Annotated in this window: 20 protein-coding genes and 1 riboswitch; of the genes, 9 read left to right on the forward strand and 11 right to left on the reverse strand. The window is 39.6% G+C overall.

The window, feature by feature from the left end; genetic code table 11:
- Window positions 1-63: 63 nt before the first annotated feature.
- The 4 genes from AAEU31_RS17990 to AAEU31_RS18005 form a co-directional block, all read right to left on the reverse strand.
- Window positions 64-606 carry a DUF4136 domain-containing protein gene (locus AAEU31_RS17990; RefSeq protein WP_421967933.1) on the reverse strand — a complete coding sequence of 181 codons (543 nt, stop codon included), beginning with the start codon at window positions 604-606 and terminating at the stop codon, window positions 64-66.
- Window positions 607-1020: 414 nt separating this feature from the next.
- Entirely contained in the window at window positions 1021-3807 is a 2787-nt protein-coding gene (locus tag AAEU31_RS17995; protein WP_421967934.1) for an Mks condensin complex protein MksF, read from the reverse strand.
- Window positions 3807-4352 carry a condensin complex protein MksE gene (locus tag AAEU31_RS18000; RefSeq protein WP_063705788.1) on the reverse strand — a complete coding sequence of 182 codons (546 nt, stop codon included), beginning with the start codon at window positions 4350-4352 and terminating at the stop codon, window positions 3807-3809. Before AAEU31_RS18000 ends, AAEU31_RS17995 begins: the two co-directional genes overlap by 1 nt.
- 2 nt (window positions 4353-4354) lie before the next feature.
- Entirely contained in the window at window positions 4355-5629 is a 1275-nt protein-coding gene (locus AAEU31_RS18005; RefSeq protein ID WP_421967935.1) for an MksB family condensin complex protein, read from the reverse strand.
- Between the two features lie 148 nt (window positions 5630-5777).
- Here AAEU31_RS18005 and nhaD point away from each other — a divergent pair, with 148 nt between their 5' ends.
- A complete protein-coding gene (nhaD, locus tag AAEU31_RS18010) occupies window positions 5778-7028 on the forward strand; it encodes a sodium:proton antiporter NhaD (RefSeq protein WP_421967936.1) in 1251 nt (416 codons plus the stop codon).
- 88 nt (window positions 7029-7116) lie between these two features.
- Window positions 7117-7289: riboswitch (Lysine riboswitch) on the forward strand.
- An 81-nt stretch (window positions 7290-7370) separates the two neighbouring features.
- Window positions 7371-8750 (forward strand): lysine-sensitive aspartokinase 3, encoded by a 1380-nt coding sequence (gene lysC / locus AAEU31_RS18015; RefSeq protein ID WP_421967937.1) that lies wholly within the window; start codon window positions 7371-7373, stop codon window positions 8748-8750.
- On the opposite strand, the gene AAEU31_RS18020 is transcribed toward lysC, so the two are convergent.
- A complete protein-coding gene (locus tag AAEU31_RS18020) occupies window positions 8727-9464 on the reverse strand; it encodes a 4'-phosphopantetheinyl transferase family protein (protein ID WP_421967938.1) in 738 nt (245 codons plus the stop codon). The genes lysC and AAEU31_RS18020 overlap by 24 nt on opposite strands.
- Window positions 9465-9612: 148 nt before the next feature.
- Here AAEU31_RS18020 and AAEU31_RS18025 point away from each other — a divergent pair, with 148 nt between their 5' ends.
- Window positions 9613-10938: a sodium-dependent transporter gene (locus tag AAEU31_RS18025; protein ID WP_421967939.1), complete on the forward strand. Its 1326-nt coding sequence runs from the start codon at window positions 9613-9615 to the stop codon at window positions 10936-10938.
- 282 nt (window positions 10939-11220) lie between these two features.
- Complete coding sequence (locus tag AAEU31_RS18030) at window positions 11221-11694, forward strand: hypothetical protein (RefSeq protein ID WP_421967940.1); 474 nt, start codon at window positions 11221-11223, stop codon at window positions 11692-11694.
- Between the two features lie 870 nt (window positions 11695-12564).
- Here AAEU31_RS18030 and AAEU31_RS18035 read toward each other — a convergent pair.
- Together AAEU31_RS18035 and AAEU31_RS18040 are read right to left on the reverse strand one after the other, a co-directional pair.
- Window positions 12565-13548 (reverse strand): 2-hydroxyacid dehydrogenase, encoded by a 984-nt coding sequence (locus AAEU31_RS18035; protein ID WP_421967964.1) that lies wholly within the window; start codon window positions 13546-13548, stop codon window positions 12565-12567.
- Window positions 13514-14029 carry a glutathione peroxidase gene (locus AAEU31_RS18040; protein ID WP_421967941.1) on the reverse strand — a complete coding sequence of 172 codons (516 nt, stop codon included), beginning with the start codon at window positions 14027-14029 and terminating at the stop codon, window positions 13514-13516. Before AAEU31_RS18040 ends, AAEU31_RS18035 begins: the two co-directional genes overlap by 35 nt.
- A gap of 114 nt (window positions 14030-14143) precedes the next feature.
- Between AAEU31_RS18040 and AAEU31_RS18045 the strand changes: the two genes are divergently transcribed.
- A complete protein-coding gene (locus AAEU31_RS18045) occupies window positions 14144-15025 on the forward strand; it encodes an NAD(P)-dependent oxidoreductase (RefSeq protein ID WP_421967942.1) in 882 nt (293 codons plus the stop codon).
- Between the two features lie 39 nt (window positions 15026-15064).
- On the opposite strand, the gene sbcB is transcribed toward AAEU31_RS18045, so the two are convergent.
- Window positions 15065-16510: an exodeoxyribonuclease I gene (sbcB, locus tag AAEU31_RS18050; RefSeq protein ID WP_421967943.1), complete on the reverse strand. Its 1446-nt coding sequence runs from the start codon at window positions 16508-16510 to the stop codon at window positions 15065-15067.
- Window positions 16511-16774: 264 nt separating this feature from the next.
- On the opposite strand from sbcB, the gene AAEU31_RS18055 reads away from it, so the two are divergent.
- The 3 genes from AAEU31_RS18055 (at window position 16775) to AAEU31_RS18065 (ending at window position 18121) form a co-directional block, all read left to right on the forward strand.
- Entirely contained in the window at window positions 16775-16951 is a 177-nt protein-coding gene (locus tag AAEU31_RS18055) for a hypothetical protein (protein WP_295510473.1), read from the forward strand.
- 88 nt (window positions 16952-17039) lie between these two features.
- Window positions 17040-17627: a hypothetical protein gene (locus AAEU31_RS18060; RefSeq protein ID WP_421967944.1), complete on the forward strand. Its 588-nt coding sequence runs from the start codon at window positions 17040-17042 to the stop codon at window positions 17625-17627.
- Between the two features lie 113 nt (window positions 17628-17740).
- Window positions 17741-18121 (forward strand): hypothetical protein, encoded by a 381-nt coding sequence (locus AAEU31_RS18065; protein ID WP_135924279.1) that lies wholly within the window; start codon window positions 17741-17743, stop codon window positions 18119-18121.
- Between the two features lie 8 nt (window positions 18122-18129).
- On the opposite strand, the gene AAEU31_RS18070 is transcribed toward AAEU31_RS18065, so the two are convergent.
- Together AAEU31_RS18070 and AAEU31_RS18075 are read right to left on the reverse strand one after the other, a co-directional pair.
- A complete protein-coding gene (locus AAEU31_RS18070; protein ID WP_421967945.1) occupies window positions 18130-18549 on the reverse strand; it encodes a hypothetical protein in 420 nt (139 codons plus the stop codon).
- Between the two features lie 76 nt (window positions 18550-18625).
- Window positions 18626-19564 carry a sodium-dependent bicarbonate transport family permease gene (locus AAEU31_RS18075; protein WP_135924281.1) on the reverse strand — a complete coding sequence of 313 codons (939 nt, stop codon included), beginning with the start codon at window positions 19562-19564 and terminating at the stop codon, window positions 18626-18628.
- Window positions 19565-19672: 108 nt separating this feature from the next.
- Here AAEU31_RS18075 and AAEU31_RS18080 point away from each other — a divergent pair, with 108 nt between their 5' ends.
- A complete protein-coding gene (locus tag AAEU31_RS18080; RefSeq protein WP_135924282.1) occupies window positions 19673-20623 on the forward strand; it encodes a LysR family transcriptional regulator in 951 nt (316 codons plus the stop codon).
- A gap of 7 nt (window positions 20624-20630) precedes the next feature.
- On the opposite strand, the gene AAEU31_RS18085 is transcribed toward AAEU31_RS18080, so the two are convergent.
- Window positions 20631-21773, reverse strand: coding sequence for a GGDEF domain-containing protein (locus AAEU31_RS18085; protein ID WP_421967946.1), 1143 nt, complete (start codon window positions 21771-21773; stop codon window positions 20631-20633).
- Between the last annotated feature and the right edge of the window lie 33 nt (window positions 21774-21806).

Raw genomic sequence — 21806 nt, forward strand, 5'->3', positions numbered from 1 at the left:
TGAACTTTTTAAACGACAATAAAAAACCGTGCTAGGCGCACGGTTTTTCAACTAAAACAGAATTTAGATGTTATCAGTTTTTTGTGGTGGGAAGCTACTAAGAATGTCTGCAACTGTATCTACGATTGCATCAGTGCGCTCTTGTGGCGACTGTTTCTTTTTTAAACGACCTTCTTTAGCTCCACGCCAAACAAGTTGATTTGATGATTTGTCAACAACATCTAAAATCAATGTGCCAACATCATATTCATTCGTAACAGTATACGTATTGTGGCCAACACCCCAATAGTTATACCCCATGTTCATTGTTTGAACATTAATTTTGGTATCAACCGAGGCATGGTAGTTTAAAAGTACATCAGCTTGTGCCATATCAACTAACTTCATGCCATTTTTTTCAAGCTGAGCATTTACGGCCTCACGCACACGTTTTTCCGTTAAAGGGCTAATTTGATAGTTTACTACGTTTTCAGTTAGGCTAGCATTAGGTACCCATGAGAAGGTTTTATAATTACTAAAATCTGCTGATTTGTCGTAATCCAAACTAGGTGTCTTAGCACAGGCCGCTAAAAGTAACACTGTTGATGCGATTAATAAGTTTTTCATCTTGATTGCTCCTTGGCAAAATTTCCATCATTTAAATTAATAACATAAAACAGTAATAATTCAACTAAATGATTTACGGTAAATTTACAAAAGAGTCAGTAATAGTTTGTAATAAATACCCAAACCACCTCAAGGTGCGAGTTTCAGTTGGGATTAAAAGTGATTTAGGCAAGGCATTGATTGCAAGTAATAGTGGTTCTATTGTTAAAATCAATAACGCAGTATAAATCGCTTTTAAACCAACCCTTTGGGCGCTTCTCAGGCACTTACTCTCATCGTTGTTACTTCTTAAAAGGACTGCCATTGTTGCAAAGTAACGCCTTGATATTAAGCACCTGTGAAACGCTGAATGCTGCATCTTGAGGTGGCTTGGGTATAACCATCCTTGACTAAAGCAATGATTAATTTTTGCAATTAAGCACTGTGTTCAACTTCTATCCAGTCTTTTTCATCAACCCAGTTTTGCGCACCATCTTTCACTGTACGAATTGGGACGATGTAATCACAGCTGACTTGTGGTTTAACTGAGGCAAAAATCGGCACAAAGCCAAAGCTAAGAGCTGTTTCGATAATTGCTTTTTGGTTTTGTGGGTCGATATCAGCTGCTTCATCGATATAAATCGGAATACGATACAGGTTTTGCTCTTGATCACTTAATAAATAACGAATAAACAGCATGCCACAAAGTAGCTTAATGGTGATACGAGTACCGTTAGAGCCGGCTGAGTCTATTTTTTCGAAGTGTTCAGTTTCACCGGCACGATTTACTACTTCAAAACGAATATCAAATAAGTCGGTCAGTGTTAAACCTGCTTTTTCTGAGGCAAGTTTAATTAAATGATCTTTCGCTTCGTTTACCGCAGACTCGCTGTAAGGCTCTTGGCTTAATAGGTCTAGGGTATCGCCTTGCTCAAACTGGTTTGAGGTACTGATAATGGTATCAATGCTATCAACTAACATCTTGCGCGGAATAACATTAATTTTGAATGCTTGAAGGTTAGAGATCCGATGCTGACTAATGCCTTTATTAAAGCTATTCATTTCGCGGCGTAGGCGATCTAGGTCTTCGCGCAAACCTTTAATGGTGGCGGCTACTTCGGTTAACGCAACTCGGCCTTGACGCTCAACAGCATCGCGCTCGTTATCAATGTTATGAAACGCGCTAATAAGCTTTTCGTATTTAGTAAACTCATCGTTTTCGTTATCAAACTTAGTAATACCCGCATTATAAATATGCATGTAGGTGTTACGTACGTTGATATCAAAGTTGCGTAGTTCTTGGCAGTCTTTGTTAAAGTGATGAATGAGATCGCTTAAATTATCAAAATCAATACTGATCTCAATCATGTATGGCGTCACTTTGCCTGAATAAAAATCAAGAGTGTGATCAATACGTTCTGATTTAACTTGGCGTAAACGGTCAGCTTGACGCGCAAGCAGATCTTTTTTCGATTTAATAATTGAGCGACGGTCGCTGATTGAACCACTGTTCTTTTGAATGTCTTGCAGATAGTCGTCAACTTGTTCGCGCTCTGCATTTAATTGCTCTTTTAGTAGAGTTTGTGCATCGACAGATTGCAGCATCACTTCAAATTGTTCAAAGCGTTTTAATGCTTCTTCAGAGGCCATTAGCTCATCATATAGGGCATCTTTTTCTTTTTGCTTTTCGGCGACATTCGCAGCGACTTCACGCTGCTGTTTAAACTCTTTCAGTGAGTTTTCAAGAGCAGCGAGTTGCGCGGTTAATTGCTCTTTATTTTCGCCCGTTTGCATCTGCACAGGACTTAGCTTTTTAAGTTTAATCGTCGCGCCAGGAAGAGTCAGTACACCGCCTTTAACATTGGCCGATAACTGCTCTAAAAACTCACCAAAGGCATCTTCGTCTGTGATCTCAACATCACCATTGCTGGTGGTGGCAAACGATAAGATATCTGGGTTTAGAATACGCGAAATCTCTTCAACTTCTTTCAAAGATAAATCTTCACGCATACGGGTGAATAAATTGAACTCGAGGTTCTTTAACTGCAGTTTTAAGCTCTTAATTTGCTTTTGTGTTTCGCTAATGCGGTAATCAAGGGTGTGTAAGCTTTGACCTTGGGCACTGCTTAATGAATGCGATAGCGATTCATAATCTTGCTTAAGTTGCGTAAGGCTTACTTTTAAGGTGGCTTTATTCACCAATTCAAACTCAGATTTAAGCGCTCGATAGTCTAAAAACCATTGTTCAATTTGTGTTTGTTTACGTTCAATATCACGCGATTGCTGAATATACAGCTGCTGCTTTTGTTCGAACTCATGCTTTTCGAGTTCGATATCTTCAAGGGCAATGTTTAGCTCAGATAGTTGCTCTTGTTGATAGGTTTCAAAGTCAATCAGTGCTTGGTCAATTTTTGGCGCATAGGCAGCAAGCTTACCTTTTAAAACTGTTTGGTTTTCAAGCATAGACTCAAGAGCTGCGATTGGCTCTTGCATTGACTCAAGGGCTTTTAATTCACGTTTAGCGCGATTCACTTTATCAAATGAACGTCGCCACACTTCATAAAAGTCGACCCGTGAGTTTGACATATGACGCTCAAATACACGTAGCATAAAGCGCTTAACATCACTGGCACCTAACTTATGCAAGTTAAGAATACGGCGGAAAATTTCTTTGTAAATCGCTGAGTCTTGCACGTTATTGAGGGGGATCATCTTTAAGTTGATATCGCCATCAAACGGAGTTGCGCCGCCAGTGAGCAGGGCGTTTAATTCTTGCGCTTTTAATTCAATTGGATTGAAACCTTGCTCTTTTAAGTGATTAAAGAGCTTGGTGAATTTTACAATGGTCTTGCCTTGGGTGTAGTGCTCTAGGTTTAACTTACCTTGGTAGCAAAAAAACTGATGCGCATATCCGGCAATTTTACCAAGGCCGGCAACACCAATCACCACAGGACCATTAGGTAAGTCAGCTTCAAGTAAAATATAGGATTGATCTGACGAAAAGTAGAACTTTCGGGTTTCGTCTAAATCGTGGCCATCCCATTCTGTTAAACGTAAATCATTAATGAGTGGAAATTGCAGAGCATTAATCACCGAGCTTTTACCGGTATTATTTGGCGCACAGATTGAGCTACTTTTATCCAGCGGGATCACGCATTTTGCATAGCCTGCGGTATTTAAAAGCGCAAGTTTGCTGAGTCCGTAAAGGCTTTGGCTTTGCATTATTCGTCATCTCCTAAGTAGGTTTCTTCGTTTACTTCCATTAATGCATCGATATAACGATAAATTGGCGCTTGCAGCATAAAGCCGTTTTCTACTTCGCGCGCAAGACCTAAACGTACCATTCGCAGGTAAACGTCTTTGCGTAAATCTGAGCCTGAGAAGATTTCTAATTGATCAAACAGGTGCTTGTTGATTTGCACTAAGGTTTGCATCAGTTCTAGGTCGTTTACTTCATCAAACAAGGCACGCATTGGATCTTTACCCGTATTGGCATAGTGCTCAATCAAGATGTAGATAGTCAGGGCAATGGCACGCGAAATTTTACCCATGTTTGGGGTGCTTTCGTCGCTGCCAAAATAGTAAAAGCCACGGCTATCGTGTTGTAGGTCATGGCCAAGGGCGTTAAATAACGCGCGATAAGCATCAATGTGTTGGTCAAGCTCTTGCCACATAAGCGTGTCTTGCTCACTAATGTGGTAGCCTGATGTGAGCTTTTTATTAATAGCTTGCAGATGCGTTAAATCATCTAAATTAATATCTGTCATGGTTATTGCTCTGTTGCTTTTTTATCGTCAGCAATCGATGAGTTAAATGGGTAAAGAGAGAAGTGTTGCTGGGCAATTTTTATTTTTACTTTCTCTTGGCTTTGGCTTATCTCAAGGTCGCCATCGCTAATTAGTTTTTGATACAAGAACAGCATTTCGTCAGCCTCTAGATCAGGGTAGCTTTCATCTAAAAAACTAAGGAGTGGCTGAGCTTTTTTGCTGGCTTTTTTAAAGCGTTTTCTAAATTGGGTTTTAACATCGTTGTAATCAGGAATATGCGGACTTTGATACGCAGGTACATCATCCTGTTCAGGAAGCTGATATTCATCGTGCTCAAAATCGACTAAGCCTGCCATATAGGCCACGATATGACGTTGCTGACCAAGTGAAAAACGCTGTGCGTCGGAAACAAAATTAGGCTGTACCGCACTTAACATGTTATCGACGCCATTTTTACGCACTAAACCAAGCACTTTAGCCGCTTGGCGAGTAATTAGGTTATTGCGGCGTAATTCTTCACGCAGCGGCATCAGCATATCGGCGCTTTTACGTAAGCTTTCACGACCAATTAAATGCATTTCTAAAATACGGGTACGTAATTGTTCAAGCATGCGCTTGTCTTGATATGACTTACCTAGGCGGTCAATTTGCTCTATTTGCGTGCTAATTTGCGATTCGATGGTGTGAAAGCAAGCATGAAAATCACCACGAATATCAACCATTTCAAGCATAGGTTCAATGTATTCATCGAACGCTTCAATGACTGCTTGATAGCGCTTTTGCAAAGATTGCACTGCATTGTTAGCTTTGGCTTGCTCAACAATATTTAAAATTGCGTTTTCATTATGGGCAAACAATTTCATTATTTTGCGAACCCGATCATCCATAATGCGGCTAAAGCGGCGTAGCTCGTCGTAATCTTCAATTTCACCCGCTTTAGCAAGGCGGTTACCAAGGCGAGCAAGGTCATCAACGAGCACACTAATTTCTTGGGCAAGACCTAGGTGCTCTTCTTGTAGCAAGAAAGTTGCAAAATCGGCGATCGCGCGGTTGATTTCTAACTGCGATGACTTAGCCAGTGGAATAATGATGTCTTGATTCAATAAACGATTTGTTTCTTTATAAATGCGTTCATTTGACCAAGTGGGTTGTTTTTGTTTTATCGCATTTTGTACGTCTTTCAAGCTGAAATCAGCCATTTTAAAACGTTTAAATAATAATTCTAACACCCCCCAATGCTCTGTAAGGGTATTTAATAACTTTTTAGCTGGGATCATAAGGCTCCAGTAAATTCAGACTTTGGTGTTAGCGATTAGTAGTAAATTATGTAATTGAGAATAGTTTTATGCTGTCGATGCTGCTAGAATCCGCGCCGAAACACTCGTCTTACAATTTTTACATTATTATAAAGGTTGTTCAAACACCATGGTAACCCCACTTATCCTAACCCTGATAGCGGTGGCATTTTTGCTTATCGTTATAGAGGATATTATCCATGTTAACAAGGCCAAAACGACGCTTTTTTTTGGTACTTTATGCTGGATTATCTTATTTATCTCTCCGATTCATGGGCAAAGCCCAGAAACCATACAACATCAACTGGATCACAATATATTAGAAATCGCGACTTTGTGGCTATTTTTAATGGCTGCGATGACCTTTGTAGCGTATTTAAACTCTAAAGGCTTTATCCAGAATATTGTGCATAAAATTATGCCAAATCAAATCAGTGAACGAAAGCTGATGTTTTTGATTGGTGGTTTTGCGTTTTTATTTTCATCGATATCAGACAACATAACCGCAACTTTAATCTCGCTTGCGGTAGTGATGTCACTGAAGTTAGATCCTAAAAAATTAATAAAATACGCAACCTTAATTGTATTCAGTGTTAACTCGGGTGGGGTGTCGTTGATCACGGGTGATGTTACAACGCTAATGATTTTCTTAGACGAAAAAGTCACCATTGCTAACTTGTTATTATTAATTGTACCTGCACTTGCAAGTGTTGCATTGTTAGCGGCAATGTTATCGGTGGGTATGTCGGGTAATGTGGTATTTGAAAAGCAAACAGCTCGTCGTATAGAAAAAACCGATATTACCATTGCGGTTATCTTCTTCTCGACCATCATAGCCACGTTAACTTTAAGCGTACTTTATAGTGTGCCACCGCTATTAACCTTTTTATTTGGTTTATCACTGATGTTTTTGGTTGCGCAATTTTTAATGCGCAAAAAAGATGTGAACAAAAAAATCATCGATTATATTCGTGAAATTGAGTACGACACCTTATTGTTCTTTGTGGGTGTGTTATTGCTGGTTGGCGCATTAAAAGAAGTTGGCATGCTTGCTAAATTTACTAACCTTTATGAATTGATGGCGCCTGAATATGCCAATTACTTAATGGGGCTATTATCGGCGGCGGTAGATAACGTACCTTTAACTGCAGCACTCTTAAAAGCAGATATTGTGATGAGTCCACAGCAATGGCTATCATTTACTTACGCAACAGGGGTAGGTGGCTCAATGCTTATTATCGGTTCTGCGGCGGGTATTATCGCTATGAGTAAAGTAAAAGCGCTTACATTTATGAGTTACCTAAGAATGTCGGTGTATTTATTGATTTCATACACAGTAGGTTATTACGGTTCGCACTTAGCGGGCAGTTTAATTTCATAAAACAACTTGACAGCTAGACGTCTAAACGTTAACTTTCGAAGCCTGCTTTTAACAGCAGGCTTTGTTATTTTAACCAGGTGTTAACTTAACATTCAGAAGAGGTGCGATACTTAGGTAGTTAATGTGAGGTGACGAACGCCGATGACCATTAATGAGGGAAGTACTCGCCGAGAAAATTATCCGGACGTCACGGTTATTTTTCGGTTTATGGGGCTGAATCCTCAAAACTGTCACCAAACTAGGTGGAGAGCTTCTGGCATGGACTACTCTTTATTTTCAAAGCACCCCCTTGCCGAGTTCTTCTTGATTTACTGTGGATAGTTTTCCACAAAAGGAGACGACATGAATACCCAATTAGCCGCCAATACAAAATCAGATTACGTTGTTGCAAAATTTGGCGGTACCAGTGTAGCTAACTTTGATGCTATGAGCCGCTGCGCAGAAATCGTTTGTGCTGATAACCAAGTACGTATTGTTGCTGTGAGTGCCAGTGCTGGCGTGACAAACCATTTAGTTGCATTGTGTAAACGTGATTTGAGCGCGGTTGAGCGTGATGAGCACATTACCGGCGTAGTCGCCATTCAAGAAGCAATTTTGGCAGAGCTGTCGCTCGATGCTGATTTAGCACATGGCTTTAATGAAACGCTTAAGGCTTTTCAAACTTTGGCATCAGAAGGGGTTAAGTCAGCAGCTGAGCAAGATGAGCTACTGAGCTTTGGTGAGCGTTTATCATCGTATTTGTTCACTAAAGTATTACGTGGTCAAGGTCTTGATGCGGTGCGTTTTGATGTACGTAAGGTGCTAAAAACAGATAGCCAATTTGCTAAAGCAACACCTAATGTTGCAGCAACCGCTGCGGCTGCTAAAGAGCATTTAGTGCCGCTACTTGATGAGCAAGTTGTGGTAACTCAAGGCTTTATTGGTAGCAATGAACATAATCAAACAACGACTTTAGGGCGTGGTGGTTCAGATTACAGTGCTGCATTACTCGCTGAAGCAATTAACGCAAAAAGCGTGCATATTTGGACCGATGTTGTGGGTATTTTCAGTACTGATCCGCGTTTATGCGCCAAAGCAAGCCCAATTGCTCGCTTAAGCTTTGATGAAGCGGCAGAAATGGCCACGTTTGGAGCAAAAGTGCTGCATCCTGCAACTATCTTACCAGCGAGCCGTAGCCATATTAGTGTGTTTGTTGGTTCAAGCCGTGAGCCGCAATTAGGCGGTACATGGATTGAAAAAGAAAAGTCTCAGCAACCGGGTATTCGTGCAGTAACGCAGCGTAAAAACCAAATTCTATTAACCGTTAAAAGCCCAGAAATGCTTCTTGCGAGTGGTTTCTTAGCACGTGTATTCACCATTTTAAGTGAGTTTAATATTTCGGTTGATTTGGTTACTACCTCAGAGATCAGTGTTGCAATTACTTTAGATAACGCGCCAAATGCATCACGTCCTGAGCTTGATCAAGCCTGTTTAGATAAGCTTTCTGAGTTTTGTCATGTATCGGTTGAGAACAACTTGACGCTGGTGGCTTTAATTGGTTCTGAAATTCAATTACGTCAGCAAGAAATGAACTTAATGCAGGTATTAAGTGACTTTAATATTCGTTTAATTTGCCACGGTGCAAGTAAACATAACTTGTGCTTCTTAGTTGAGCAAAGCGAGTCAGATGAAGTCGTGCAGGCTATTCATAGCCGACTATTAGAAAGCCAAGTCGCGGCGTAACTCGTTAAAGTTAATAAAAGAGCACTGCCAGTCAGTGCTTTTTTGTGCCACAACACTTATATCAAAGCCTTCAATAGAGTTACTATTCGCGCTGAAATTATGTTTGCTCAATTCTTCAAATACATTAGGAGCAAGTAGTTTCGCAATTGGCTGTGCACTTGCTTTGGCAAGCGCTTCTTTTAATGTCCAGATTCTAAAAAAGCACTGTGCCTGCTCATCGGGAGTGTCAAAACGGCTAATTAAGTCAACTTCATCTTGATGATAAAAATGCTTTGCAAGTTTGATAAAAGGGCGAGGCTTGCTGCTTTGTTCAATATCAAAACCAAATAGCTGCTGCTCTGGGTTAAGAGCTGCACCGATTAAACCATTTGAATGAGATAAACAGGTCCACACAGGTTCTCTAACCGGGGTATGTAGCTTTAGCTTGCTGTCTTTGTCATCAAACTGGCTCGATATTTCATTGAGGGCTAAATCGTCATTAGGGTAAGCGTGTTGATACAAATATTTTAACGTTAAGCGAGTCGCTAAGTACTCTTGCTTGGCAGCAGGGACTTTGCGTTTTTCAAGCACACTTAATTCAAACTCACTGAGTAATTTATCAACGGGTAAACTTGCAACATCAATACGTGCTGCATCCATCAGCATAATTTTTTTGGCCGTTGATTGGCTTTGCTGCTCGATGATAAGAGTATTCGAAAAGTAGTGACAGCTCATGGTTTAACGCTTACACGAAGGCTCGTATTTAGTTTTGTTTATTTTTACAGCAGATGCACATTTATAGGCACGAACAAACGCAAATAGTTTACGCAGTTGACTGTAATTATGGTTTAATGAGGAAAAATAATAACAGATTTGTAGGTGTATGGCACAAGTTCGTGACGGCTTTCAAAGTCGATTAGGTTTCGTTTTAGCAGCTTCTGGTGCGGCGGTAGGGTTAGGTAATATTTGGGGCTTTCCAACACAAGCGGCAAACCATGGCGGCGGTGCATTCTTACTTGTTTATTTTATTGTTATTTTCTTATTAGCGCTTCCGGCTCTTTATACTGAGCTATATTTAGGTCATCAAGCACAAGCTAATCCTGTAAAAGCATTATCAAATGCATGGCAAGATACAGCGCCTAAAGTAGGCGCTGCAGCAGGCTATATTGGCTTGTTTGGTGCGATTGTAATGCTAAGCTTTTATTCGATTGTCGCAGGCTGGATGCTCGCTTATGCCCTTGAGCCAATCGCAAACTTCTTTGGTTTTACTGAGTTAAGTAACTTTTTGCACAGCGACTCCATGGCACGCAACTTTGTGTTTACACCGCTGATGCTTATTCTTACTGCGAGTATTATTTTAAAAGGCGTTAAATCAGGTATCGAAACTTGGTCACGCCGCTTAATGCCATTATTGCTAGTGTTATTAGTGGCGTTAATTGCTTATATCGCCACACTTGATGGTGCGATGGATGGTTTTGCAGCCTACTTAGTACCAGATTTTAGTCAAATTCTTGATGCAAACTTAATTATTGCGGCAATGGGGCAAGCGTTCTTTTCATTGTCGTTAGGTGTAGGATGTATGATGGTTTATGGCTCTTATTTAAAACCAGATGCGAACCTACCTAGATTAACTGGCACTGTAGCTCTACTTGATACCGGTGTGGCCTTTTTAGCAGGTTTATTGATTATTCCGGCTATTTTTGTTGCTCAGCATAACGGTGTAGAGGTATTTAGCGGTGGTAAATTGGTTGGTGAAGGGCAGTTAATATTTGCGATTTTACCTGAGCTGTTTAGCACTATGGGCCAAGTGGGTTTACTCGTTGGCTTATTATTCTTTGTATTAATGTCGATTGCCTCAGTGACATCAACCATCTCATCGACCGAAATTCCAGTGGCATTTTTAGTTGAGAATCACAGTATTGAGCGAAAAAAAGCGACTTTATTTGTAACGCTAGTCGTCTTTATCGCTTCATCACTTATCATCTTAAACTTTGACTGGTTATTTGGCTTAGTGATTATGGTGCTTACACAGTACCAATTACCTTTAATGGGACTGTTCTACTTCATTACTGTTGGCTGGTTATGGCAGCGTGGTAATAAATTGCATCAAGTATCTAGCGGCCCCCATTATTGGTTTGCCCAGTATATTCGCTTTGTTTGTCCGCTATTAATGACGGCGGTTTTTGTGAACGTGGCGTTGTTGAAATAGAAACTTGAGTTACTAGTCTCTAGTTTCAAGGGAAAAGTAAAAGGCGTAGGGTTTAAACCTAAGCCGCTCAGTTAAAATGGTGCTGCACTATTAGCTAATCCAGCTAAAGCAACTTCAACTCGCAAATCAACAAAGGAGTTGTAGTTGTTTTCGTGCATTTTTGACATGTTTTGATGTCGCTATAATAAGAAGTGATACAGTTTTTTAATTAAAAAATACTCAATGCTAACCACTTAAATTCGGCAGTGCTTAACACATTTCTTATTAGCCAACAGAGGAAATATGGATAAAAGCTTTATTAAAAAAATCCTTGCTGTAGCTATTCCCCTCTATATTCTCTACGGTTGGTATAGTTCATACGAGTCCCAATCCACAGGTGAAGATATTTTAAAAGAACTGTCTCTACTAACAGTTCAAGAGATTGAATCAATTTCAAAATGGGATACAAACATTGGGCAGGAAAGACAGCAGTTCAATATTCCAGATAAAATACTTCAGGAGTTTTTGCATTCGCTTAAAAACTCACGCTCTGCCATGTTTACTAGAAGTCCATCTCCATATGAAAAAGTATTTATCAGAATAAGAACAAAGGCAGATACTTACGATCTAGAATTTTTGGTTCACGATAACGAAGATATGGCGATCAATTTTAACCTAGTGAAAAGGCGTTGGTTTGGTACTAGTAGCTTCACCCAAGAAAATTTTGGAAGCTTTAGAAGCAAAGATCTTAGACGCTTTCTCGGCCAAATTAAGTAAACAATTTTTGTCTATTTAATTTAGGATTGCTTTTTCTTTGCAAGATAAATTGAACTGACATCAATGAACCTATGAATAATAATACAAACGCGGTATCTTTATCGGAAGAGTCGATATCTCCCAATGTTTATATGTGTTTCCCCTGAAGGGTGAACTCATGAACAATCGGAAGTTTTTCCATCTGAAAAAGTATATATATACCCACGAATTTCCCAATAAGTTTTGAATAGTTTTCATCGTACCTTGTTCTGAATAAGACTCATCTAGAGTCTTTTCACTATTCAACCAAATGATTTCAATCTCTTATCCAACCAATTCTATTTTTATTATATTTACCGAATTACATAATCTTTTCTGCAGTTACAGGCCTTTTAGCTAGCCCTAGTTGCATTACTAGTGCGAAGCCATTCCATGTTCGATAGCGTACGTTGCTGAAGAATGAGACTGTTCCAAAAGGCTAGCGCTTCTTCTCGCGTAAATAAACAATCAACCGACAGCGTGCAAGCTAGCTTGGTGCTTTTCATCGTAAATGGATATGTTTGATATTGCCGCTACCAATTTTGCTGGTTCAGGCAGTGTTGCAACTGGATATTCCAGCTACCTTTCAGGGGAGTACTTGATTACTCGGGGTTTATCTAGTCGCTCTAGCATTTAGTAATTTTACAACAGCTTACTTGCAATTCTATATACGGTTCAGTGAAGGAAGGCCAGTCCATCTGGCTAGATTTCTATCCCACAAAAAAGCACCATGATTAAGTTAACTAACTCAATTATGGCGCTTTTTAATTAAATATTAAGTCACTAGCAGCAGATTTACTGAACGGATTGGGTTTAAACCTCACGCCTTTTTTAATTTAAGGTGCGCTTGCTTTAAATAACTTCGTTAGTTAATGGTAAACCTTGGCTTATTTCATTGGCGCTTTGCAATGTAGTGCAGGCTATTTCGCTAAGTGCTTCTTGGGTGAAGAAGCCTTGGTGGCCTGTGACTAACACATTCGAAAAGCTAATAAGGCGTGAAAAAATATCGTCTTGCATGATTTCTTCACGGTGATCTTTAAAGAATAACTCTGACTCTTGCTCATACACATCAAGCCCTAAGTGTCCCAGCTTTCTAGACTTAAGCGCTTGTATACAGGCTTGGGTATCGAGAAGTGCACCACGAGAGGTGTTAATCAGCATGACACCGTCTTTCATCTTCTTAAATGCGCTAGCATCAATTAAATGATGGGTATGCTCGTTGAGCGGGCAGTGCAATGAGATGACATCACTTTGTGTGAGTAATGTGTCTAAATCACATAGGGTGTAAGGGCCTTCACCAGCCATTGGGTCACAAACGAGTACTTTCGCCCCAAAGCCATTTAAGATATTTACCAGTGCTAGGCCGATTTTGCCACAGCCTATAATCCCGATGGTTTTTTTGAATAAGTTAAAGCCTAGCAAGCCGTTTAAATCAAAGTTACCTTCACGTACTCGGTTAAAGGCTTTATGGGTTTTTCGGTTGAGCGTTAGCATAAGGGCAATACAATGCTCTGCCACGGCTTCTGGGCTATAAGCGGGCACACGGCAAACCTTGATGTTATGCTCTTTGGCAGCATCAAGATCAACATTATTAAAGCCTGCACAGCGTAATAAGATTGCCTTTATGCCTAGGGCAGCCATATCGGCAATGACGTGTTTGTTGACTGTATCGTTAACAAACACGCACACAGCATCAAAGCCTTGGCAAAGGGGTGTGGTATTGCTGTTTAAGGATTGCTCAAAATAACTGAGCGAAACAGACTCAGCGTATTCAGTTAGATTCCTTTCAAAAAACGGTTGCTCATACTTTTGCGCACTGAATAAGGCCAGTTTCATCATTTAAATTACTCTCTATCACCATTTTGAGGGTTTCGGGTTTGGTGCGCGGGGCATATCGCGCAACGAGTTGACCCTCTGAGTTTATAAGAAATTTGGTGAAATTCCATTTAATTGCGCGGTTTTGTGCTATTCCACGGGTATGACATTTTAAATAATTAAATAAAGGATGGGCCTCTGGGCCGTTCACTAACACTTTGTTAAAAATGGGAAAGCTAACATCAAAGTGTTGCTGATAAAAGGCTTGTAGCTCATTGCCATCAAGCGGTTCATTGTGGCCAAATTGATTACAGGCAAAACCGAGTACGGTAAATCCTAGCTGTTTATAGTCCTGATACAGCTTTTCAAGGCTTGCCATTTGCACTGAAAAATTACATTTGCTGGCTATATTGACAATAAGCGCTGTTTTACCTTGTAACGATTCAAGGCTAAAGTTTTCACCAGATGCAAGCTGGGCATTGAAACGATATATACTATCCATGTTTTACCTGTGTGTTTTTGAACGGTTTAAATGAACTTTTTTTCATTCGCTTTTTAGTTATTCGGTTGAGATAATGAAATTATTACTAATTTATCACTCAAATAGGTCAGTTTTATGTCAATGAAAGTCGCCTTCATCGGATTAGGTGTAATGGGTTACCCAATGGCGGGTCACCTTGCCAACGCAGGTCACACCGTGACAGTTTACAATCGCACAACGGCTAAAGCGCAAAAGTGGGTTTCAGAGTATCAAGGTAATTATTGTGAAACGCCAAGTGAAGCCGCTAAAGGGGCTGATATCGTTTTCATGTGTGTAGGCAATGATGATGATTTACGCTCAGTTGTTTATGGTGAAAATGGTGTACTGGCAAGCATGCATGAGGGCAGCTATTTAGTTGACCACACCACGACCTCTGCTGAGGTGGCACGTGAAGTAGGCGCTCAGGCAAAACTACAAGGTATTGCATTTTTAGATGCCCCTGTTTCTGGCGGCCAAGCGGGTGCAGAAAATGGCGTATTAACTGTGATGGTCGGTGGCGACGAAGCTGATTTTAATGTTGTTCAACCTGTAATGGCTGCGTTTAGCCGTTTTAGCCAATTATTAGGTGAAGTAGGCTCTGGTCAACTTTGTAAAATGGTAAATCAAATTTGTATTGCTGGTGTGGTGCAGGGCTTAGCTGAGGGGTTACACTTTGCAAAAAAAGCGGGCCTAGATGGTGAAAAAGTGATTGAAACCATCTCGAAAGGTGCTGCAGGTTCATGGCAGATGGAAAACCGCTACAAGACAATGTGGGCTGGTGAATACGAATTTGGTTTTGCTGTTGATTGGATGCGTAAAGATTTAGGCATCGCTTTGGATGAGGCAAAGGCAAACGGCGCAACTTTGCCGATGACGGCAACAGTTGATCAATATTACGCCGATGTACAAGCTTTAGGTGGCGGCCGCTACGACACCTCAAGTTTATTAGCGCGTATTGAAGCGCTACATAAAAAGTAATATCAATAAAAAACGCGACAATTATTGTCGCGTTTTTTATTACATGCTTTGTGCATAATTGTATAACGCTTTTAAAATATGCAGATTTTTTTCGTTATCATCATTTTCATGAGCCAGATTCTCAAGGGTGATCATGAAATCTTGGCCACTGATCGAAGGGTTATCTTCGCCATGCATTAGCTTGTTTTGGCAATACTGGCGCCATTTTGCCAGTTCGTCTTGGCTAAGCGTGTGTGGCCAGTTTCTAGCACGGTATCTGAATAACAAGGTAGCAAACTTTTTATCATCAAAATCAAGCTGCATTGTGGCTAATTGCTCAGGGCTTGCATCTCGAATAATGGCAAATTTAGCTTTATCAGCATGGCTGGTAAAACCGTCATAGAGTTGATAGTCAGGGTTGGTAGTTTCGCCGTAATCACGCTGTTCGTTAAATACTTCGGTTACTTTGTCGCGAAGTTCTGTGTTGGCTTTTAAAATAGCGAGATTTTGTAAACATTTTTCGCGGTCAATACCTAATCGCGCCGCGTTCTCTGGTAACAAGGTTTTTGCTGGCGCAAGAATAGGGCACTTATTTAAATGCACTAGTTTAAGGCCTACTGGTGCTTCGTCTTCGCCAAGATCGCTGTGTTTTGTATAAAGGCGCGTGCGTAGCTCTTCAACAGATAAATCTAATAAGACTTGCGGATCTTCAGTTAAATTAAAGCAAATAATGGCGTTTTTATTAACTGGATGAAAGCTCATTGGTGCAATCCAGCTGGTGCAGCCTTGATTTGCCGGAATTCGTGATGAAGTGTGCACCAGTGGTGTCATGTTAAACACATCAACTAAATCTGCCAGTGCTTTTTTAGAACGTAAGCTAAAGAAAAACTGATACAACTTTGGTTGCTTTTCTTTTATTAATTTTGCCAGTGCAATAGTAGCTGTTACATCACTTAGTGCATCGTGAGCGGCTGCATGTTCAATGCCATTGGCAACGGTTAAGTGTTCGAGTTTAAAGCTTGGTGTACCGTCTTCTTTAAGCGGCCATTCAATACCTTCTGGGCGCAGTGCATAACATGCTCGGACTAAATCAATAATATCCCAGCGGCTATTATTGTTTTTGTATTCACGCTCGTATGGGTCATAAAAGTTACGATATAAGCTGTAACGTGTGACTTCATCATCAAAGCGAATACTGTTATAGCCCGCTACACAGGTGTTAGGTTGGCTAAATTCAGCATGGATTTTTTCCATAAACTCAGCTTCAACTAAGCCTTTTTGCATCGCAATTTGCGGGGTAATACCTGTTATTAAACATGCTTCGGGGTGGGGTAAGTAATCAGCCGCCGGCTTGCAATACTCAATTAACGGTTCACCAATAATATTTAAATCAAGATCGGTACGAATGCCAGCAAACTGACTTGGACGATCTTTTTGCGGGCTTGCGCCAAATGTTTCGTAGTCGTGCCAGTAAATTGTTGGTTGTTGTTGTTCTGGATATGCCATGCATTAAACCTTGCTAAGCGTCGAGCCGTTTTGAGTTGTTTTCTGAATTGTCAGAATTATGGCATAGAGCCTAGCTAGTTTATAGAGTAAAACGTAATGTGGCTGTTTAGTGTAACTTTTATAAACACGAGCTGTATAAAAAATGGCCTTGCGGTTAAATTTTATGCTTATATAGTGAGGTGTCGTTAGTTTTTGAGCTGTTTTGTATTCTGTGGCTCGGTATTTGCTAACGAAAACTATCTTTAACAATGAAGGAACAAAAAAATGACTTTATCAGCTTTATTACTATCTACTTTAGCATTCGACGCAACTCCAGCTTCAAGCTTTGATACGACAAAATTACAAGGATCAGGCGGTATAGTAATCATCAGAGAGAAGAAAAAAGAAGAATTACAAGGCTCTGGTGGAATAGTAATCGTCAAAGAAAAAAAACCTAACTAAACAATAGACTATTCAGAATAACCAGCTTAAACAGCTGGTTTTTTTTACTACATAGTAATATCCTACTGTTTGTTGTGAAGGGTAAACTATGTTTGAATATTTAGCAGAATTATACAATAAAGCATTACTGGCTAGTGAAAACAAAGAAGTGTTTTCTTATCAAGTAATTATATCATTGTCTTACCTTTTAGCCCTCATACTGTCAATGTTGCGGGCATTGAAAGATAATGAACTATTTAGCGATTTTTTAACTATTGCTGTTGTTGTTACCAAATATATGGTCACCACATTATTAATGGAATATGCATTAACTTACATTCAAGATAATCATGCTGTTGATAATGTTCAGAATGTTTACCTCGGTTTAAGTGCAACCTCTTTGTTTAGCATGTATGTGCTTTCAAAACTTCATGAAAAATTTAGCTATAAATTTGGGTTATTATTTTTCTGTGTAATTAAGCTAACAGTAGTTCTCTCATTAGCTCACTTTATTCTTTGGTTTAAGTTTGTTGTGTTAGATATTCAATCTGAACATGCCTACATACATTACATTTACAGCTTTATCGTACTGTATATCAGTTTTACCCTTGCTATCGTAATGTTATTTCCTGGACTACTTAAAACAAAATTAAAGCTTTTACTGAGCCCAAGCTGGCCATTTCATACAAAAATTTAACACGGATTATTCGAAATATATCAGTTCCATACTATTAATATTAATGCTTTTTCCTGATGTTTTGCGCACTAAGTTTGGGTGTATAGTAACATTTAGTTTACCGAGGGATCGTCATGCTTGAACTAATTTACATAGCCATTGTTGTATTAGCTGTTTTGCTAGCTGTAAGCACGTGGCTGATAGCACGCAAAAATATTTTTGAAGAACAAATCAGAAGCAAATCTGTTGAGGTGGTGTGGTGTACGCTACAGGCAGAGCAAGAAACGGATATCAACAAAGCCATAAAACTGTTTAATAGGGCGGAGGCTCTGAAAAACGAAATATGTAGCCTGATGGATAACAGTACAAGCCTTCAAAAGTTTCAGTGGGTAGAAGCAACTGATCTTAAAAACCAGCAATTAAAAGAGCTATCTTTAGGTGAGTTGCAGAAGTATTACGATGAACAAAATAATATTTCTGAGATCTACAACAAGCTCTATAAAGGAAAAAATTAAAAGCCAGATTATTTTATCTGGCTTTGTAGTTTTAGTTCATTTTTTATCTGTTTAACTTGAATATCAGCTAGCTGTTTGAGTGCATCTTGAGTTTGGTTTTCACCCTTGATTAACCCCGCTATTGACATTTTTTTGATACTTTTTAAAAGCCCATTATTAATTGCCTGTAACAATGGGCCTTCTAGTTTAATTAAATTATCTTGGTTACCACTTAGTAGATAATCAAAACTAACCTGAGCGTGTTTACTCGCTTTATCAATCACTTCATATGGGACAATAGCGCTTTGAATACATTCTTTGCTATAGCCTTGAGTGAGAGCTAAAGCTTGCTCAAGCTCAGTGTTATTGGTTACTTGGTATACTTCGCATAAGCGTTGAAAAATTGCACTTATATGTTGCTGCTCAGAATTTAACTCTTGATCGAACATGGCATATCCTTGCACATTATTTTCTACCAATAGTAAACGACTTTTTCTGAAACCGCATTCATAAAGTGCACGTTTATCAGATATTTAATGCCATATGGTGATACAAGCCAATACCAACTAATACATTAAATGGGAAAGTTATGCCCAAGGAGCAGAGCATAGCCAACCCAATGTCAGCCTCTGGGATAGCTGCTTTGATGGCTGCTGGTGCGGCAATATATGATGCACTTGCTACTAAGCTTGCCAATATAACAACTGAACCAAGTTCCAGCTGTAAAAGGGTTCCGACACCGACTCCAATCGCGCCAAGAATACTAGGAGTAATAAGAGCAAAAAGTGCTAAGCGCCAGTGATGCCATGGGATAGGGCGTAGTGTTTGAGCTGCCATTAAGCCCATTTCAAGTAAAAACAATGCCAGTACGACTTTGAAACTGTTGGTTAATAAACTGGTTACTTGACTACCTTGTTGAGTGCCATACATCATGCCGATTATTACGCCACCGACTAACAAGATGACGCTTTTGTTTGTTAATGTTTCATGCCACAGTGCTTTAAGTGATAAATGTTTACTTGAGCCATTACCAAGGCTGCGAAATAGCAGCAGACCGACAATAATTGCTGGCAGTTCTAACATGACTAGATACAGTGTTACTTCAGCGCCAACATCTAAAGCATTTGACTCAGCATAAGCCAAAGCAACAGCAAATGTACCGGCACTTACTGAACCATAGTGTGCTGCAATACTTGAACTATTTGCTACTGATAAACCAAGCAATTTATTTAATATAGGATAAACAAGAAGAGGAATACCTGCACCGAGAAGCATCACCGCGCCCATTTCAGGCAGTAATTTCCAATGCAAGCTGCCGTGCAGCACCATGCCACCTTTTAAACCAATTGTTAGCATGAGCAGTAGGCTCAGCGTTTCGTAAGTTGCTTGTGGAATTTTAAGATCTGAGCGCAATAACCCTGCAGCTAGACCCAAAATAAAAAACATTACAACAATATCAGGCACTTTATTCTCCTTTGAATTTAAAATGTCGTCATTTTAAACAAAAAGAAGCATAGTAAATAATTAAATAAATGCTAGTATCTTATAGGTTTTTATCTATGGGTGGTGATTATGGATCTAAGACATATTTCTTTTCGGCTATTAGAAGTGTTTATGCAAGTTGTTAAAACTCGTTCGATCAGTGAAACAGCAAGGCAGTTACATTTAACACAGCCGACGGTTTCTCAACAAATTAAGCGTTTACAAGAAAGTATTAGTGAACCTTTAATTATTGTTAATCAGCAAAAAATTCATATTACTGAAGCGGGCTTCGCGCTTTATCAAACGTGCCTACAAGTATTTGGACAATTCGATGATTATCAAGATTATTTAGTTGAGCTTAGAGGAGGAGAGCGAGGGCGTTGCAAAATAGCCATTGTAAACACTGCACAATATATTTTACCTAAGTTACTGGGCCCATACAGTAATTTACATCCTCACGTAGAATTACCGCTGGAAATTGGTAATAGGGCAGAAGTACTTGCTCGATTTGAAAGGGGAGAAGATGACATTTATGTATTTAGTCACCCGCCGTCACTAGAACATGCAAAGGCTGGGCGATTTTTGCAAAATCCACTTGTTTTTATTGCTCCTATGCACCATCCACTTGCTCAGCAACAGCAAGTGACTTTAAAAGAGTTAATGAAGGAGCGTTTTTTATTACGTGAGCCTGGTTCTGCAACTAGAATGCTATTTGAGAGTGAGCTGCAAAGTCGTGGCTTAGTGTTGAGTAATACAGTGCAAATGGCTAGTAACGAAGCGATTAGAGTCGCTGTAGGCTCTGGCATGGGGCTTGGTGTGGTATCACGCCATGTATTGCCAACAAACGATAGCTCTTTTTGCATCCTTGATGTAGTTGATGTTCAGCTTGCTAGTCACTGGTACTTCGTGGTGCGAACTGATCGTCATCTTTCTCATGCTGCTCGTAGCTTCTTAAAGTTCGCAGAGCTTAACCTTGAGCAATGTTTAGACAAAAACTGGGTCAATAATGAATTAAGTACATTGAATACAAGCTTAGCGTGAAGTATTTTTAAAAAGCCATAGTAACGACTTGATTTCTACCGTTTACTTTTGCTTTGTAAAGTCCTTTATCTGCTTGGGCAAGTAACTCGTTTATATTATTGCTTCCTGACTGATGGGTGATTATGCCCACGCTGATGGTTAATTTTATGCGTTGATCATTGAAAGTAAAATAGTCGTTATTGATGGCTAAGCGAATTCGTTCTGATAAGTTTTCACCCTGTAATTGGTTAGTGCTTGGAAGTATAACTGCAAATTCTTCTCCACCAATTCGTGCTACTAAGTCGTGTTCTCTAAGTTGTGATTTTATTTTATTTGCGACCCACTTTAATGCCTCATCCCCAGTTTCGTGGCCATACTTGTCGTTTACTCTTTTGAAAAAATCTATATCAATCATGACTGCGCATAATTCACTGAGACTATTGTTTGCTTGTTCCAAATAGTTATTGCTAATAGTTATAAAAGCTCGTCTATTGAGTAATCCAGTTAATGAATCTCGATTAGCAAGATCACTGAGTACTTGTTCTGATTCTAAAAACATGAGTAATGGCCAGATCATTGCTGTAAGTGTAGTGATGATGATATGGCTAATTAGAATAATGGCAAACACTTGTGATATGTCTGCTTTTATGTAGTTAAAGTGCTCCATCACTAAAAGACCAAATTGAACAAACATGATGGCGCTGTGAATGAAAAAGCATAGCTGCAAGAGCACCAAGTGGATAATTCGCTCAACATTTAGTCTACGTAAAGTATTCGCTGCGTAGAGAAAACTAAAGGCAAGAATTGCAGTCGTGACAAATTGATCAAAACCAAGTTGAAACATGGGAAATAACAGCATTGCAGTAGCTAGAAGAAGATATAAGCAACGTTTTAAGTAGTATTTTTCTCTATTGTTATAGGCATGAATACCTAAGACTGCAGCTAGTGGAGCGGCTATTATAAGTAAATTGGCTATAAAGTGTGTCAAAATTGGAAGGTCAATAAACACACGTGAGGTGGCTGTAATTTGGGCTAATACAAAAATCAGGCACGAACTTCCCCAATACAAATAGCTTTGTTGCTGTCTCAAAAAATACAGAGACAATAAGAAGGCACCAATAACCACATTCAGTAATACCGAAATGCTGATTATGGTGGGTAAGTCCACCATGAATATCCCTAATTCCACTTTACGACATAATTA

The organism is Pseudoalteromonas thalassia (genome assembly GCF_049257215.1).
GTDB lineage: Bacteria > Pseudomonadota > Gammaproteobacteria > Enterobacterales > Alteromonadaceae > Pseudoalteromonas > Pseudoalteromonas lipolytica_C.

What these genes read in the sequence shown, in the direction of transcription:
- AAEU31_RS18055 (WP_295510473.1), top strand. Translation starts at nt 16,775, where the DNA reads ATGACTTTATCAGCTTTATTACTATCTACTTTAGCATTCGACGCAACT.
- AAEU31_RS18005 (WP_421967935.1), bottom strand. Translation starts at nt 5,629, where the DNA reads ATGATCCCAGCTAAAAAGTTATTAAATACCCTTACAGAGCATTGGGGG.
- lysC (WP_421967937.1), top strand. Translation starts at nt 7,371, where the DNA reads ATGAATACCCAATTAGCCGCCAATACAAAATCAGATTACGTTGTTGCA.
- AAEU31_RS18025 (WP_421967939.1), top strand. Translation starts at nt 9,613, where the DNA reads ATGGCACAAGTTCGTGACGGCTTTCAAAGTCGATTAGGTTTCGTTTTA.
- AAEU31_RS18070 (WP_421967945.1), bottom strand. Translation starts at nt 18,549, where the DNA reads ATGTTCGATCAAGAGTTAAATTCTGAGCAGCAACATATAAGTGCAATT.
- AAEU31_RS18080 (WP_135924282.1), top strand. Translation starts at nt 19,673, where the DNA reads ATGGATCTAAGACATATTTCTTTTCGGCTATTAGAAGTGTTTATGCAA.
- AAEU31_RS18040 (WP_421967941.1), bottom strand. Translation starts at nt 14,029, where the DNA reads ATGGATAGTATATATCGTTTCAATGCCCAGCTTGCATCTGGTGAAAAC.
- AAEU31_RS17995 (WP_421967934.1), bottom strand. Translation starts at nt 3,807, where the DNA reads ATGCAAAGCCAAAGCCTTTACGGACTCAGCAAACTTGCGCTTTTAAAT.
- AAEU31_RS18060 (WP_421967944.1), top strand. Translation starts at nt 17,040, where the DNA reads ATGTTTGAATATTTAGCAGAATTATACAATAAAGCATTACTGGCTAGT.
- AAEU31_RS18030 (WP_421967940.1), top strand. Translation starts at nt 11,221, where the DNA reads ATGGATAAAAGCTTTATTAAAAAAATCCTTGCTGTAGCTATTCCCCTC.
- nhaD (WP_421967936.1), top strand. Translation starts at nt 5,778, where the DNA reads ATGGTAACCCCACTTATCCTAACCCTGATAGCGGTGGCATTTTTGCTT.
- AAEU31_RS18035 (WP_421967964.1), bottom strand. Translation starts at nt 13,548, where the DNA reads ATGAAACTGGCCTTATTCAGTGCGCAAAAGTATGAGCAACCGTTTTTT.
- AAEU31_RS18085 (WP_421967946.1), bottom strand. Translation starts at nt 21,773, where the DNA reads ATGGTGGACTTACCCACCATAATCAGCATTTCGGTATTACTGAATGTG.
- AAEU31_RS17990 (WP_421967933.1), bottom strand. Translation starts at nt 606, where the DNA reads ATGAAAAACTTATTAATCGCATCAACAGTGTTACTTTTAGCGGCCTGT.
- AAEU31_RS18000 (WP_063705788.1), bottom strand. Translation starts at nt 4,352, where the DNA reads ATGACAGATATTAATTTAGATGATTTAACGCATCTGCAAGCTATTAAT.
- sbcB (WP_421967943.1), bottom strand. Translation starts at nt 16,510, where the DNA reads ATGGCATATCCAGAACAACAACAACCAACAATTTACTGGCACGACTAC.
- AAEU31_RS18065 (WP_135924279.1), top strand. Translation starts at nt 17,741, where the DNA reads ATGCTTGAACTAATTTACATAGCCATTGTTGTATTAGCTGTTTTGCTA.
- AAEU31_RS18020 (WP_421967938.1), bottom strand. Translation starts at nt 9,464, where the DNA reads ATGAGCTGTCACTACTTTTCGAATACTCTTATCATCGAGCAGCAAAGC.
- AAEU31_RS18045 (WP_421967942.1), top strand. Translation starts at nt 14,144, where the DNA reads ATGTCAATGAAAGTCGCCTTCATCGGATTAGGTGTAATGGGTTACCCA.